Annotated in this window: 11 protein-coding genes; 5 read left to right on the top strand and 6 right to left on the bottom strand. The window is 71.5% G+C overall.

What is annotated here, in order from left to right; translation table 11 throughout:
• On the top strand, window positions 1-124 hold a 124-nt coding region (locus D6689_18190), incomplete at its 5' end, for a transposase (protein ID RMH38934.1).
• Between the two features lie 447 nt (window positions 125-571).
• Here the strand turns inward: D6689_18190 and D6689_18185 are convergent.
• From D6689_18185 to D6689_18165, 5 genes are all read right to left on the bottom strand, one after another.
• Window positions 572-2,650 carry a DUF3459 domain-containing protein gene (locus tag D6689_18185; protein RMH38933.1) on the bottom strand — a complete coding sequence of 693 codons (2,079 nt, stop codon included), beginning with the start codon at window positions 2,648-2,650 and terminating at the stop codon, window positions 572-574.
• Window positions 2,647-4,074 (bottom strand): hypothetical protein, encoded by a 1,428-nt coding sequence (locus D6689_18180; protein RMH38932.1) that lies wholly within the window; start codon window positions 4,072-4,074, stop codon window positions 2,647-2,649. The genes D6689_18185 and D6689_18180 overlap by 4 nt, the downstream gene beginning before the upstream one ends.
• A 100-nt stretch (window positions 4,075-4,174) precedes the next feature.
• A complete protein-coding gene (locus D6689_18175; GenBank protein ID RMH38931.1) occupies window positions 4,175-5,530 on the bottom strand; it encodes a sigma-54-dependent Fis family transcriptional regulator in 1,356 nt (451 codons plus the stop codon).
• Complete coding sequence (locus D6689_18170) at window positions 5,527-7,629, bottom strand: sensor histidine kinase (GenBank protein ID RMH38930.1); 2,103 nt, start codon at window positions 7,627-7,629, stop codon at window positions 5,527-5,529. Before D6689_18170 ends, D6689_18175 begins: the two co-directional genes overlap by 4 nt.
• Window positions 7,302-8,681, bottom strand: coding sequence for an extracellular solute-binding protein (locus D6689_18165; GenBank protein ID RMH38929.1), 1,380 nt, complete (start codon window positions 8,679-8,681; stop codon window positions 7,302-7,304). Before D6689_18165 ends, D6689_18170 begins: the two co-directional genes overlap by 328 nt.
• On the opposite strand from D6689_18165, the gene D6689_18160 reads away from it, so the two are divergent.
• The 3 genes from D6689_18160 (at window position 8,525) to D6689_18150 (ending at window position 12,480) form a co-directional block, all read left to right on the top strand.
• Window positions 8,525-9,574, top strand: a complete 1,050-nt coding sequence (locus D6689_18160; protein ID RMH38935.1) for a YicC family protein — start codon at window positions 8,525-8,527, stop codon at window positions 9,572-9,574. The genes D6689_18165 and D6689_18160 overlap by 157 nt on opposite strands.
• Complete coding sequence (locus D6689_18155; protein ID RMH38928.1) at window positions 9,564-10,232, top strand: guanylate kinase; 669 nt, start codon at window positions 9,564-9,566, stop codon at window positions 10,230-10,232. The genes D6689_18160 and D6689_18155 overlap by 11 nt, the downstream gene beginning before the upstream one ends.
• A 73-nt stretch (window positions 10,233-10,305) precedes the next feature.
• Window positions 10,306-12,480, top strand: a complete 2,175-nt coding sequence (locus tag D6689_18150) for a bifunctional (p)ppGpp synthetase/guanosine-3',5'-bis(diphosphate) 3'-pyrophosphohydrolase (GenBank protein RMH38927.1) — start codon at window positions 10,306-10,308, stop codon at window positions 12,478-12,480.
• Window positions 12,481-12,750: 270 nt separating this feature from the next.
• Here the strand turns inward: D6689_18150 and D6689_18145 are convergent, their stop codons facing one another.
• Window positions 12,751-13,407 (bottom strand): hypothetical protein, encoded by a 657-nt coding sequence (locus D6689_18145; protein ID RMH38926.1) that lies wholly within the window; start codon window positions 13,405-13,407, stop codon window positions 12,751-12,753.
• A gap of 378 nt (window positions 13,408-13,785) precedes the next feature.
• Between D6689_18145 and D6689_18140 the strand changes: the two genes are divergently transcribed.
• Window positions 13,786-14,982: serine/threonine protein kinase (locus D6689_18140; protein ID RMH38925.1), on the top strand; the 1,197-nt coding region annotated here is incomplete at its 3' end.

The following is a 14,982-nucleotide window of genomic DNA, read 5'->3' as shown; positions in this document are numbered from 1 at the left end:
GTTCGTGGTTGCCTACCGCGAGGCGTACGAGCGATGGAAGCGCGGCGTGCGCGAGGTGGTGTTTCCGGCCGGCTCGTATGCGATGCGCGTCTACCAAGGCGTTGCCGTCGCCGACACGGCTTGACGCACGGCATCGGGCCCGCGACGACCGCAGCAAGTGACTCCACTTGCCGCGTCAACCTGCGCCCGCCGTGAGCGGAGTGTGGGCGCGGTCACCGGTTTGGCGTCGACCGACCCGGCGCGGCGGTGGCTCGTCAGCCCGCTGCGAGCCGATTGCGCCTGAGCTGGCGGCATCTGGGCCGCGACACATTGCCTGCGGATAATAATCAACCCGGGTGCGGGCTTTTCGGATAATAATCAACCCGGGTGCGGGCTTTTTAGGTGCGGGCTTTTTCGTCAGCCCGCTGCGAGCCGATTGCGCCTGAGCTGGCGGCATCTGGGCCGCGACACATCGCCCGCGGATAATAATCAACCCGGGTGCGGGCTTTTACCCGGGTGCGGGCTTTTCGGCGTTTGCGTCGCGGCCGACCGCGAGACCGCGCCGGCCGTGACCGTCGAAGCCGACCGGGAACTACTGGGCCACGAGCACGCGGCCGCCGCGCGGCGGCACGGTGACGGCGACGGCGCCACCAGCGCCCACGGTGAACGTGTCGCCGTTGCCGGGGCCGGGCGCGACGTCGACGAGCGTGGTGCCGGGCGCGAATGACGTGGTCATGCATGCGCCCCCGTCGGCGGCCGGGGCACACGTCTCGCTGTCCTGCGCGTCGGCCGTGTTGATCACCACGAGCAGCGTCTCGTCGGCGTGGACCCGCTCGAATGCGAAGATGCCGCTGTCGCGAGCGCCGCGCGGGTTGACCGTCGACCATCGGATGTCGACGTGGCCGCGCCGCAGCGCCACGTGCTGCTTGCGCAGCGCGATCAGGTCGCGCGTGTAGCGGAACGTGTCGTGGTCGGTCGCAAACGGCGCGAAGCCCTTTTTCGGATTGCCGAGGAACATGTCCTCGCGGTTCTTCGGATCGGTGCCGCCCTCGAACTCCTGCTCCGTGCCGTAGTACAGGCACGGGATGCCATCCCAGGTCAACAGGAAGAAGATCGCGTTGCGCAGCGCCGCCGGGTCCGGCTTGTCGAACAAGAACCGCGGGATGTCGTGGTTGTCGATGAAGTTGACCAGCGTCTGTTGCGGCGGCAGGCCGGTGCCGCCCTCGTCGGGCATGGCGTGCGGCTTGTCATAGTAGGTGGGCCCGGCGGGAAACCCGTTGGCGGCGCACCAATCGGCGCCGATTCCGGGGGACGTGCCCATGCGCGAGTGGTACATGCATTCGATGTTGCGCGTCGGCCCGCCGAACTTGAACACCTCGTCGATCACCCGGTACTTCTGTGAAAAGTAGAACGTGCCGTCCATCCGGCCGAAGTCGCCGTCGGCGTCGGTGCCGCCGAACGTGTAGGCGCCGCTGAGTTCGTCGTTGCCGTCGAACGCCTCGCCGAAGATGAAGAAGTTGTGCTTGCCGACATCGGCGGCGTGCCGCCGGATCCGGGTCGTGAAATCGCCGAGGAAGCCCCGGTCGTTGACGTCCAGATCGGGCCGATCCATGTGCTTGAGCGTGTCGATGCGAAAGCCGTCGAAGTCGGCCACGTCCAGCCAGTAGGCGAACACCTGGTACAGCGCGTCCTTGACGTCGGGGTGGTCGGTGTTGAGGTCCTTCAACCCGCCCGGGAAGTCGCCGTAGACCTCTTGCTGGCGGACGAACTCGCGCGAGTAGTCGCCTTCGTGCCACCACAGGTACACGCGGCCGCGCCGGTTGTACCAGCTCGGATCGTCGAACCACGGCTTGTCCGCCGGCCAGCCGAGCGCCTCGGGCGGCCGCGGCGGCACGGTGCGGTTCTTGTCGGGCCAGTGCGGAAACCGGATGTCGGCCGGTCCGCTGAATCCGACCGACGTCCACCCTTGGATGCCGCGCGGGTCGTACTCGGGATCCCATTCGAGGATGCGCTCGAAGTACTCGATGCCCTTTTCGCAGTAGGTGCGCTCGTCCTCGCTGCACTCGCTCGCGCGCGCGGGGTTGTTGCACACCTGCACACAGGTGTGGCTGGTGCCTCCGCCGCTGAGCCACTCGTCCGGCTCGCCGTTGCCGTTGATGTCGTAAAAAAACAGCTGGCCGACGTGGTTGGTGACGACGTCCAAAATGACGAGCATGCCGCGCTCGTGCGCCACGTCGACCAGCTCGCGAAGCTTCAGCAGGTCGCCGAAGTGGGGGTTGGTGCGCGAGAAATCGTAGGTCCAGTACCCGTGGTAACTGTAGAAGCCGGCGTCCTCCTCGACGTTCTTGACGACCGGGCTGATCCACAGCGCGGTGACGCCGAGTTCCTCGAGGTAGTCGAGGCGATCGATGACGCCCTGCCAATCGCCGCCGTGGTACTTGCCCGGCTTGGACAGCTGGACGTTGAAGTCGTTGTTCGGGTCGCCGTTTTCGAACCGGTCGACGACGATCTGATAGATAATCTGGTCGCGCCAGTCGATGTCGGCGTTGCTCTGGTGCGGGCGGTCGCGCAGGTCGTCGCCGGCGATCGGGGCGGAGCAGCCGGCGGCGAGCGCCGCGGCGAGACAGGCCGCGATGCGGCCGACGAGTCGTGAAGATCGGGTCATGGTCATCGGTACGTCGAGTTGAACCACCACTCGACCTGCGCGCCGAGGTAGTGGACCCACGGCCGCGTGCGGCGCGGGTCGTCGAGGGCGTACAGGTCGCGGGCGTCGCGGTCGAGGTGCGCCGCGCGATAGACGAGGCGGAAGTGCGGTCGCGTGTACGCGCCGCGGCCAAACGGAGAGTAGACGAGCATCGGCGCGATCTGGACGACCGACGGCTCGATGCCGCGCGCGGAGGCCGGGCTGATGCCGCGCGGGAATCGTTGCTGGTACGACAGGTCGACCGCGGCGTGGACGCGATCGCCGATCGGCGCGTACGGGCGCGCGTCGGCGACGTACTCCCACCCGTCGTCGAGGTCGTCGGCCGGGTCGGCGTCGCGGAACCGGCGAACGTAGCCGCCGACGAGCGCGCCGGCGACCCCGAGATCGAGGTTGCCCGACCAGCCGATGACGAATTCCGACGAGTCGGGAAAGGTGCGGCGGTCGGGCGCGAAGCCGAACGGCACGGCGAGCTCGTCGTGCGCGGTGAGGCCCTGAGACCAGCGCGCGAACAGATTGGCGTGGCTGCCGGGTTCGGCGAATCCCCACGCGCCCACCTGCGCGCCGATCGAGTAGCCGAAGTCGGACGGCAACGTCTCCACCGTGCGGTCTTCGCGCAGGATCTCGCCGTCGGGCAACCGGTGGATCTCCGAGAACAGCTTGACCTTTGCCGACGGGCCGACCCCGTCGCCGAAGAACCGGTAGCTGGCCTTGGCGCTCGCCATCATGCGCTGGCGATCGAGCTGGACGATCGACTCGCCACCGAACTCGTTGGATGGCACGTCGACGGTCTGCAGCTGGTACGTGTCAGTGAGTCGGTTGAGGCCGGCGTGCGCTTCGACCGCGAGCGATCCGGCGCGATAGCTGGCACCCGCGCCGACCGTGTTTTCGTCGTCGAGCGGCCAGTAGTCGACCAAGTAGATGTCGTCTCCCCGGTACATGCGCGAGCCGATCCACAGCGTGGTGCGGTCGCGGACGATCGCCTCGGCGTACAGGTTGCGGAGCGCGATCTGCGCGTCGAAGTCGCCCGTGTAGTGGAACGGGTCGCCGGCGAACGCCACGGTGACGACGGTGGCCACGCGCACGTCGCCGGGCGCGCGGGTCCGGTAATACAGGTCGAGTTCGGCGTACGGCGACTCGACGATGCGCGGCCCGTGCTGGACGATGGTGACCGCTTCGGGGGTCGACCCGCGCAGGTCGGTGCCGGCGCCGATGCGGCCGTAGGAGCCGAACGCGAAGGCCGGCGCGTCATCGGCGGTCCGGCGGGCGCTCGCGTCCGGGGCCGGGTCGGCCGGGGCAGGGGTCTGGGCGGCGGCCGCGGGCGCCCGCGCGACGGTGGCCAGCGCGAGCGACGCGGCGACGGCTACGGCACGCAACATCGGCGGTGCGGTCATGCGGGATTCGTGCCGCGTCCGACCGAGTGTGATTTCGTCGAACGGCGTTCCGCCGCGTTGACAAGCGCAACGCCGGCTGAGACACGCGGTCACAGCGCGGTCATTCCATTCCGTAGGCGCGCAGCTTCTTCCACAGGGTGGTGCGGTTGATGCCGAGGATGGCGGCGGCCTTGGTCTTCTGGCCCCCGCAGGCCGCGAGCACGCGCTCGATGTGCAGGCGTTCGAGCGCGGCCAGGGAGATCAGCTCGTCGGCGGGCAAACCGGCCGCGCCGGCGCGGGGCGCGCCGGCCGCCGGCGCGCCCTGGTCGAAGTCGGCGACGTCCAGCACCGGACCCGACGCGAGCACGACCGCCCGCTCGATCGCATTTTCCAGCTCGCGGACGTTGCCGGGCCACGGCTGGCTCTGCAGCCATCGCATCGCGGCGTCGGTCACCGCGACGCGCGCACCGCCCGCGCGCTCGGCGACCCGGTCGATGAACGCGTCGACCAGCAGCGGGATATCCTCGACGCGCTCGCGCAGCGGCGGCACGTTGATCGCGATGACGTTGAGCCGGTAAAACAGGTCCTCGCGAAACGCGCCATCGCGGACCGCCTCGCCCAGGTCGCGGTTGGTCGCCGCGACGACGCGCACGTCAACGCGGACCGGGTCGACGCCGCCGACCGGCTTGATCTCCCCCTCCTGCAGCGCGCGCAACAGTTTCGGTTGCAACGGAAGCGGCAGCTCGGCGATCTCGTCGAGAAACAGGGTACCGCCGTCGGCGGCGACGAACAGGCCGCGTTTGGGCCGGTCGGCTCCGGTAAACGCGCCGCGGACGTGGCCGAACAGCTCGCTCTCGAGCAGGTTGTCCACCAGGGCGCCACAGTTGACGGCGACGAACGGTCCGGCCGCGCGGGTGCCGCGATAGTGAATCGCGCGCGCGACGACCTCCTTGCCGACGCCGCTTTCGCCGGTGATCAGGACGCTCGCGTCGGCGCGCGACACCTTATCGATCGTGTCGCGCAACGCGACCATCGCGGGTGACGCGCCGATCAGGTTGCGGTAGGCGAGTTCGTCCCGCAGCCGCGCGTTCTCGCGGCGGAGCGCGTCTTCGTCGAGGGCGCGCGCGACGACCATGCGCAGCTCGTCGGGCGTAAACGGCTTGGCGATGTAGTCGCGCGCGCCGAGCTTCATGCCCCGGACCGCGGTGTCGACCGACGGGTAGGCCGTGATGAGGATGACCGTCTGGTCCGGGTGGGCGGCTCGGACCTGTTCGAGCACCTGCAGGCCGTCGACGTCGGGGAGGCGGATGTCCGACAGGATCAGGTCGTACCGGCCGCCGCGCGCGCGCGCAACCCCGTCGGCGCCTGTCTCGGCCAGGTCCACGCGGTAACCGGCGCGCCCGAGCACGTCGCGGCAAAGGCTGCGGATGCCGCGCTCGTCGTCGATGACGAGGATGCTGGCGGCAGGCGAACTCATTCCTCGATGGGTAACACGACGCGAAACCGCGCGCCACGGCCGCGCGCGCCGGGCTCGACCGTGACCTGGCCGCCGCAGCGCGCGACGAGATGGCGGACGACCGCGAGGCCGAGGCCGGTGCCCGCGCCGGCGCCCTTGGTCGTATAAAACGGGTCGAAGATGCGGTCCCGGTCCGCGTCGGGCACGCCGGGTCCGGTGTCGTCGAACGTGACGTGAACGGTCGCGGCCGCCGGCCCGAGCTGCGTGGCGACGATCAGCTCGCCGCCGTCGGCCATCGCATCGGCCGCGTTGTTGGCCAGGTTGACGAACACCTGCTGCAGGCTGTGCGCGTCGCAGCGCACCCGCGGCAGTGGGCTCGCGAGTTGCGTATGCACCTGGATGCGCCGCTTGTGGAGCACCGGGCCGACGAGCGCGATCGTCTTGTCGACCAGGTCGTTGACGTCGCAGCTCGCCGTGTCGGGATCCGGCGCCCCGGCCGTGTCGCTGCGCGAGTAGTCGAGCAGCGCGCGCACCTTGGCCTGCATCCGCTCGGATTCTTCGGCGATGAGTTGCAGGCCCGGCAGGTCTGGATCGTCGTCGGGTTTGCCCTCCTGCAGCAGCTTGGCGTAGCCGAGCACGGTGGTGAGGGGGTTGTTGATCTCGTGGGCGATGCTGGCCGCCATCGTTCCGACGGCCGCCAGCCGGTCGCCGCGCGCGAGCGCGTCCTTGAGCCGCGCGCGCTCGGCGATTCGGCCGGCCATCTGTTCGATGCGTTCGGCGAGCGCGCCGATCTCACCGGGGCCGCGGATTGGCGGCTTCGGTTCCGGCTGATCGCGATCGGCGATCGCATCGGCGCGCGCAGCCAGCGCGCGCAGCGGTCGCGTCAGGCGAGTGGCGAACGCAAAGCCGACGACGAGGGCGAGCGCGAGGGCGCCGACGACGCCGGCCACGGTCGTGCGCGTCGTCTCGTGCGCCAGCGCGTAGGCGTCGGCCGCCGGCTGGTCGAGGATCAGCGCCCACCGGATGCCGCGCAGCGACTGGTACGTCGCGAGGTTGCGGTAGACGGACACGACGCCGCCTGCTTCGATGCTGCCCTCGGTCGCCGAGCCGAGCGCGCGGTCGACGGCGGGATGGACGCCGCGCAGGCTGCGCGCGCCGGCCGCCGGCGCGCCGTCCGAGCGTGCGACCGGCACGCCGTCGCCGTCCACCACGAGCAAGCGCGCGCCCGGGCCGAGCCGCGCGCTCGCGAGCGCCTCGGAGATGAAGCCGAGGTCGAGCTGCGCGGCGAACACGCCGACGAGTTCGCCGGTGCGGCTTCGCGCCTGGGTCACGACGCGCACTCGCGGCGTTCCGTCGACGAATGTGACGTCGCCGATGTAGCCGCCAAACGCGTGGGCGCCGGCGGTGGCGTCGATCGGCAGCGTGTCCCCTTCGATCGGTTGGCCGTCGACGTCGTAGATCGCCACCGACGCCAGCAGCGGCTCGTGGCGTCGCAGTCGGCGCAGCAGGCGTCGCACCGGCGCCGGATCGGCGTCGCGCGCCGTCTGCGCCGTGCGCGGGTCGGCCCAGGTCCCGGCGGCGATCTCGAGCGCGCGGCGCGCGCTCTGCAGCCGCGCGTCGAGCGACGCGCCGAGCGCGCGAATCAGCGCGAGGTTGCCGCGCACGACCTCCGTCTCGAGGCTCGCGCGCGCCCGCCAGATCGCGATCGCGCCGACCGTCACCGCCGGCACGATCGCCACGAGCGCGAGCACGACGAGCACGCGGCCGGTGAGCGACCGGGCGGCGCGGCCGGTCACGGGCGGCCTCCGCGGTGGCGAGCCAGCAGGCGCGTCCACGCGCGCGCGACGCCGGCGAGCGCCTCCTCGGCGGTCGCGTCGCCCGCGACGACGGCGGCGACGGCGGGGGTGAGGTCGTCGAACAGCTCGGCCGTGATCGGGTGGCGGGGCAGCGGGCGCGCGGCGCGCAGCGCGTCGCGGAACGCGCGCGCGAACGCGCCGGCGCCCGCAAGCGCTTCCTCGGTCGTCGGCACGACGCCCAGATCGCGGGCCCACGCGGCCTGCACGGCCGGCTCGGTGAGGGCGAACGCGAGCCGCCACGCGGCGTCGGCGCGGCGCGCACACGCCGGCACGCAGAACAGCGCGCCGCCGAGCGGCGCGGCGCCGCGCCCGTCGGCGCCGGGGGGGAACGGCGCCACCGCCAGCGCGTGGCCGCCGGCGCGCAGCTCCGGCACCGCCCACGGCCCGTCGACCACGATCGCGACGCGTCCTTCGCGGAACCAGCGGGCGGTGGCCGGCGCCTCCCGGCCGGGCGGCGGCGGCGGTGGCGCGACGCCGCCGGGTCCGAACAGCGCGGCAAACTGGTCGAGCGCGGCCACCGCTTCGGGCCGATCGATGCCGAGCGCACCGGTCGCCGGATCCACGACGTCGCCGCCCCACGCGCGCAAGAACGCGACGAACCAGTAGCCGTCCACCCGCACGGACAGCCCGTAGCGCCCGTCGATCGTGAGCTGGTGGGCGGTGGCGACCAGCTCGTTGACGGTCCGCGGCGGCCACGCGGCGCCGGCGCGCGCGAGGCGGTCCGGGTCGTACAACAGGGCGAGGCCGTCGAGCGCCTGCGGCACCCCGTAGGCCGTCCCCGCGTGGCGCGCGAGCGCCGCCGCCTCGGGCAGCCACGCGCGCGCCGGCGCGTCGTCGGGCACCGGCGCGAGCAACCCGGCCCCGGCCAATTCGGGCAGCCACGTCGCGTCGATGCGCACCAGGTCGGGACAGTCGTGGCCGTCGCGCAGCGCGTCGGCGACGATCTGGCGGGCGCGGGAAAACGGCAGCAGGGTCGATTCGACCGCGGCGCCGCGATCGGCGAGGGCGCGGTTGAGCGCCTCGGTCTCGTACGCCGAGAACGTGTGCCACAGCCGTACGCGCTCGCGGGGCGCGGGCGCGGCGCGGTCGGCGGGGCAGCCGGCGGCGCACGCCAGGCCGACGGCGAGAACGGTCCAGCGCATCACGCGCGGACCATACAATGCCCGTGCCACCCGCGCGGCCCGGCACGGCGGCGCGGCGGGGGCGGACGGCGGCCCGCGCGGTCCGGCGCGGCGGCGCGGCGGGGGCGGACGGCGGCCCGCGCGGCCCGGCGCGGCGGCGCGGCGGAGGGGGACGGTCGGCCCGGCGTGATACATGTCTGGCGATGCGCAGCATGACCGGGTACGGGCGCGGCGCCGCGCCCATCGGCCACCGGCGGGTGACGGTCCAGCTCAAGTCCGTCAACCACCGGTTCGTGGATATCAAGGTGCGCGGCGCGCCGCTCGACCCGTCGATCGAGGAGAAGGTGCAGCAGCGCGTGCGCGCGCGCGTTCACCGCGGCGCCATCGCGCTGTCGCTGCGCATCGATGGCGGGCCGGCCGCCGCCGGCGTCCGGGTCGACGTGGATGCGGCACGCCGCGTGTACCGGGCGCTGGCGGATGTCGCCCGCGAACTCGGCCTGCCCGACACCGCGGTCGGCCTCGACCTGGTCTGCGCGCAGCCGGGCGTCGTCGCCCCGGCGGACCTCGACGACGACGACGTCGACGCACTGGCGGCCGCGGTCGGGGCGGCGGTCGACGAGGCGCTCGACGCGCTCGTCGCGATGCGCGAGGCCGAAGGTGCGGCATTGCTCGCGGATCTGACCGCGCGGATCGCGCGCATTCGCGACCTGGCGGACCGGATCGAGGCGCGCGCGGCGGCGGCGCCCGAGGAGGCGCGCGACCGGCTGCGCGAGCGATTGGCCCGGCTCCTGCGCGACGCCAACGTCCAGGTCGACGAGGCGCGGCTCGCCCAGGAGGTCGCGCTGATCGCCGACCGCCAGGACGTGACCGAGGAGGTCGTCCGCATCCGCAGCCACATCGCGCAATTCGAGCGACTGATGGCGTCCGACAAGCCGGTCGGCCGCCGCCTCGACTTCCTCGTGCAGGAGTTGGGCCGCGAGGTCAACACGGTCGGCTCCAAGTCCCAATCGGCCGACATCGCCGCGCTCGTCGTCGAGGCGAAGGCCGAACTCGAAAAGATCCGCGAGCAGGTGCAGAATGTCGAATAGGCGGGGCATCCTGGTCGTCATCAGCTCGCCGTCGGGCGCCGGCAAGACGACGCTCGCGCGCCGGTTGCTGTCCGAGTTCGACGACCTCGAGTTCTCGGTCTCCTACACGACGCGGCCGCCGCGCTCCAACGAGATCAACGGCCGCGACTACGTGTTCGTGGATGATGCAACATTCGACGACATGGTCGCCCGCGGCGAGTTTGCCGAGCACGCCGTCGTGCACGGCAACCGCTACGGCACGTCGCGCGCCGCGGTCGAGCGCGCGCTCGTCGCCGGCCGCGACGTGGTGTTCGATGTCGACGGCCAGGGCGGCCGCGCGTTGCACGGCCAGTTCCCGCACGACAGCCTCATGGTGTTCATCCTCCCGCCGAGCCTCGATGCGCTGCGCGAGCGGCTCAAGAAGCGGGCGACGGACCCCCCCGAGGTCATCGCGCGCCGGCTCGCCAAGGCGATCGAGGAACTCGCCTACCACCGCGAGTACCAGCACCGGGTGATCAACGACGACCTGGAACGGGCCTACGCCCAACTGCGCGCGCTATATCTGGTGCGCAAGCTCGGCGACGCGGCGCCGGAGGACGCGCGCGCCGCCGTGGCCGCCCTGGACGAGGATGCGGCCTACCGGCACGCCGAGGCGCTGATCGCCGCGGGCGCCCGGTGACCGGCGGCGGCGGGCGTCGGGTGCGGGCGCCGCCGGCCGTCGAACCGCGGTGATTCTGGTACATTGGAAGGGAGTGCAGCGTTTGAGCGAGATTACTGCTGCGATCCGGTCGTACCACCCCGAGGCAGACATCGAACTCGTCGAGCGGGCCTATGCGTTCGCGTGCAAGGCGCACGAGGGGCAGATGCGCCGGTCCGGCGACCCGTACGTCACGCACCCGGTGTCCGTCGCGGCGCTGATCGCGCAGCTCAAGCTCGACGTGCCGAGCGTGTGCGCCGGTCTGCTGCACGACGCCGTCGAGGACACGAGCGTGACGGTCGAAGAGCTGACCGAGCACTTCGGCCAGGAGATCGCGTTTCTCGTCGACGGCGTCACGAAGCTCGGCAAGCTGCCCTACAGCACCCGGGAGGAGCGGCAGGCCGAGAATTTCCGCAAGATGCTGCTCGCGATGGCGCGGGACATCCGCGTCATCCTCGTGAAGTTTTGCGATCGCCTCGACAACATGCGCACGCTCGATGCGCTGCCGCCGGAGAAGCAGGAGCGCATCGCGGCCGAGACGATGCAGATCTACGCGCCGCTCGCGCATCGGCTCGGCATTCAGTGGATGAAGTGCGAGTTCGAGGATCTGTCGTTTCGCTACCTGTATCCGGGCGAGTACGAGCAGATCCGCGCCGCGGTCGACCAGTCCGAGAGCGAGCGCCGCCGCTACATCGCCGACGTCGAGCAGCTGATCGCGAAGGAGATGGCCGCCGGCGGCGTCCACTGCACGGTGACCGGCCGCGCCAAGCACCTGTGGTCGATCCGCCAGAAGATGCGCCGGACGGGGCGGTCGTTCGACGAGATCCACGACAAGATCGGATTTCGCGTCATCACCGACAGCGTGGCGGCCTGTTACCAGGCGCTCGGCGTCGCCCATTCGGCGTGGACGCCGATCCCGGGGCGGTTCAAGGATTACATCGCGCTGCCGAAGCCCAACATGTACCAGTCGCTCCACACCGCGGTGATCGGCCCGGACGGCGAGCGCATCGAGATCCAGATTCGCACCGAGGAGATGCACCGCGTCGCCGAGTTCGGCGTCGCGGCTCACTGGAAGTACAAAGAGGGCAAGCCGGCCGGCTTCACCGACGACGAGCGCAAGTTCGCGTGGCTCCGCCAGATGATGGAGTCACAGCAGGATCTCAAGGACCCGACCGAGTTCATCGAGTCGGTCAAGATCGACCTGTTCGGCGACGAGGTGTACGTGTTCACGCCGCGCGGCGACGTCAAGGCGCTGCCGAAAGGGTCGTGTCCGATCGACATGGCGTACGCGATCCACACGAACATCGGCGACCACTGCTCGGGCGCGCGCGTCAACGGCGTCATCGTCCCGCTGCGCTACAAGCTCCGCAACGGCGACACGGTCGAGATCATCACGTCGCCGAACCAGAAACCGAACAAGGACTGGCTCAAGCTGGTCAAGACGGCGCGCGCGAAGACGAAGATCCGCCACCGATTGCGCCGCGAGGAGCGCGAGCGCGCCGCGGCCCTGGGGCGCGACCTGGTCGAGCGCACGCTCAAAAAGTGGGGCGTGTCGCTGAGCAAGGCCCAGCGCGCGGGCGATCTGCAACGGGCGGCCGAGCAGCTCAAGTGCAACACGGTCGAGGGGCTGTTTACCGAGGTCGGGTACGGCAAGGTGAGCGCGGCGCAGGTCGCCGAAGCGATCGTTCCGCCGGAGCGCCGTAAGGGCGGGGGCAAGGCGTCGGGGGAGGGGAGGCCGAACCCGATCACCCAGATCCTGCGGCGCGTGACCCGCCGAAGCTCCGGCAGTGCCATCAAGGTGGCGGGCGAAGACGGCGTGCTCGTCCGCTATGCGCGCTGTTGCAGTCCGCTGCCGGGGGACAAGATCGTCGGGTTCGTGACGCGCGGCCGAGGGGTCACCGTGCACCTGAGGGACTGCCAGAAGGCGCTCGACCTCGATCCCGCGCGCCGCGTCGAGGTGGAATGGGACCCCTCCGTCAAGGGGCACCACCCCGTGGCCATTCAGGTGGTTTGCGCGGACAAGCCGGGGCTGTTGGCGCACATTTCCAAGGCGTTCACCGATTCCGGCGTCAACATTTCGCAGGCACATTGCCGCGCGACCGACGACAAACGCGCCGTCAACACGTTTCACGCCGACGTGACCGACCTCGATCAGCTCAAGGCGGTGATGCGCTCTCTGTCGCGGATCAACGGCGTCTACTCGGTCGACCGGGTCGCGGCGAGGTCGTAGGCGCTGGCGCCCGCGCGGGACGCGCGTTCGCCTTGCCGGAGGGCGGGGCGAACGGTCGGGCCGGCTACTGAGCCGGTGCGGCCTTGGGCGCGGGCTTGCCGGGCTCGCCGCAGCCCGCGAACAGTTCGGCGTCGGACGGCGTCGACCGCCGCGCCTCGCGATTCTTGCGGGCGCGCCCCGCATTGCGCTGGCGGAGCTTGCGGCGGCGCTCGGTGATCTTGGTGTTGGAAGCCACGGGAGCCCGGCTTGTAGCGAACCTTGCGCAGCCTGTCAAGCCGTCGCGAACGTGGCGCGGCCGGTCTCCGACGCCCGGCGCAGCGCGGATCGCAGCGCCCGCGCGTCGGCGGCCGATCGGTCGGCGAACCGCACGGCGAATCCGCACGGACCGGCGGCGCGCCGGGTCCACGCGACCTCGCCGGACAGGCGGATCGGACCGATCCCTTGCCGGCCGGCTGGCGGGAACGCGAGGGTGACGCGCGAGCCGACCGGCGGGATGGCGACTGCGCGGACGAACGCTCCGCCGGCCCCGACATCGACCGTCCGACTCAGAATCCGTTCGCGGCCGCCGCCGTCGGCGCGCTCGACGTCGCACTCGACCGGCAGGTCCGCCGGAAAGCGGTCGAACTGGCGGCTCACGAGGGGGTCGACGTTCGAATCGCCTCGCGCCAGCCGCAACAGGAACGCGCAGGTGGATGCATCGGCCTCGTCCAGGACGATCCAGGCACCGCGGCCGGCGACCGGCCCCCGCACCGTGCCGCGCACGAGCGCACGGTTCGGCAGTCCCGGGAAGGTCACGTCGACGACGACCGGCTCGCCGTCGGCCAGCGGACCGCGCGAACGATAGAACAGCGCACGCTCCGGCGGCGCGTCGCGCAGGTGGCACAGGAACTCGTCCGGGGAAACGAAGGATGCAGTGAGAATGCGCATGGCAATGGCTCCCTGGCGGTCGCATCGCCGGACGATGCAAGTCGCATTCCGCCGGGCGCCCGGCGCGAAACGGGCCCGATTTGAGGCAGCAGCCGAACCGGATTCGCGCCGCGGCGGACTCGTGCGCGGAGTGCGTGTGACGGCATGTCACGCCGTCTGTGACAACAGCGGCCGCCGCATGCGCGCACTCCGGTTCGCGCGCGGCAAAGGCCGCCGCGGGCCGTGCGGTCCTCGGTCTCGCCGGTTGCGCCGACGCGCCGGCGCGGCGTCTCGCGGCGGTGGCGGGCTCGCGCGGCGCGCGGAAGGTGCGTCCAGCGCCGAACGAACTGCCCCGAAACGTTGATTCCGACACGGGTTTACTCGTAGGATCGGCTCGGCATGAAGCGCTGTCCGAATCCTGCGTGCGCCTCCATGCAGTTCCCGGACGAGGCGAACTTCTGTCCGAGCTGCGCCCAGCGCCTCGTCCCGGCCGAGGACGGGGCCGCTTCCGACGCGGGGGACGATCGCCTCGGGGGCCGATTCGTGCTCGGGCCGCGCATCGGCGGCCACCGCACCGGCGAGATCTACGCGGCCACCGATACGCAGACGCAGGCCGAGTGTGTCGTGAAGTTCGTCCACGACGCCGTGTTCCCGACGCCGCTTTTGCGCCAGCGCAGCGAGCGCGAACTCAAACAACTCGAGCGCGTGCAGGCCGCGACGGTCGCGCGCGTTCTGGCGCACGGCAAGCGTGGCGACCAGCTGTGGGTCGCGGTGGAGAAGGTCGACGGCCAACCGCTCAAGGCGCTCGTGTCCCAGGGCGTGCTGCCGGTGGAGCGCGCGCGCGCGATCTTGTTGGCGATCGGCGATGCGCTATCCGAGGCGGCCAAGGTGGGCGTGATCCACCGCGACGTCAGCCCGAAGAACGTGCTGGTCGGCCCGGGCGACGCCGTCAAGGTCATCAACTTCGGCATCCCGACTCCGCTCAAGGACAAGGTGCAGGGCGAGCCCGAATTCCTGTCGCCGGAGCAAGTCGAGGGCAAGCCCGTCGACCAGCGGTCGAACATCTACTCGCTCGGCGCGATTTTCTATTACATGCTGGTCGGCCAGCCGCCGTACATCGGCGACGCGGACGCCGTGATGCAGGCGCATCTGCAGGGGGACCTCGTGCCGCCGTCCCAGCGCGGGACCGTACCGCCGGCCGTCGAAGCGATCATCGTCAAGGCGCTCGACCGCGTGTCCAGCAAGCGCTACATGACGCTGCGCCAACTGCTCACCGAGGTCGAGCGCGTGGACGTGGCGGGCGGCGGCAAACCGGCCGCCAGCGCGGCCAAGGGGCCCGCGAAGACGATGCTGGGGATGTTCGCGCCGTCGATCGGCGCGGTCGGCGCCGACGGCAAGCCGACCGAGCCGGTGCTGATGAATCCGCAGGCCACGGGGGCAGACGCGCCGGGGGCGGTCGCGACGTTCGCGCCGCCGACCGGGCCGGTGGCCGCGCCGCCGCAGGCCGCGCCGCCGCAGGCCGGGCAGGCCGCGGCGGAACCCGCGCCGCCGCAGGCCGCGCCGCCGCAGGCCGGGCAGGCCGCGGCGGAACCCGCG

The sequence above is a fragment of the Deltaproteobacteria bacterium genome (genome assembly GCA_003696105.1).
In the GTDB taxonomy this organism is placed as follows: Bacteria; Myxococcota_A; Polyangia; order Haliangiales; family J016; genus J016.
This window is presented reverse-complemented; position numbering and strand designations above follow the sequence as displayed.

What these genes read in the sequence shown, in the direction of transcription:
- D6689_18185 (RMH38933.1), bottom strand. Translation starts at nt 2,650, where the DNA reads ATGACCATGACCCGATCTTCACGACTCGTCGGCCGCATCGCGGCCTGT.
- D6689_18180 (RMH38932.1), bottom strand. Translation starts at nt 4,074, where the DNA reads ATGACCGCACCGCCGATGTTGCGTGCCGTAGCCGTCGCCGCGTCGCTC.
- D6689_18175 (RMH38931.1), bottom strand. Translation starts at nt 5,530, where the DNA reads ATGAGTTCGCCTGCCGCCAGCATCCTCGTCATCGACGACGAGCGCGGC.
- D6689_18160 (RMH38935.1), top strand. Translation starts at nt 8,525, where the DNA reads ATGCCCGTGCCACCCGCGCGGCCCGGCACGGCGGCGCGGCGGGGGCGG.
- D6689_18165 (RMH38929.1), bottom strand. Translation starts at nt 8,681, where the DNA reads ATGTATCACGCCGGGCCGACCGTCCCCCTCCGCCGCGCCGCCGCGCCG.
- D6689_18155 (RMH38928.1), top strand. Translation starts at nt 9,564, where the DNA reads ATGTCGAATAGGCGGGGCATCCTGGTCGTCATCAGCTCGCCGTCGGGC.
- D6689_18145 (RMH38926.1), bottom strand. Translation starts at nt 13,407, where the DNA reads ATGCGCATTCTCACTGCATCCTTCGTTTCCCCGGACGAGTTCCTGTGC.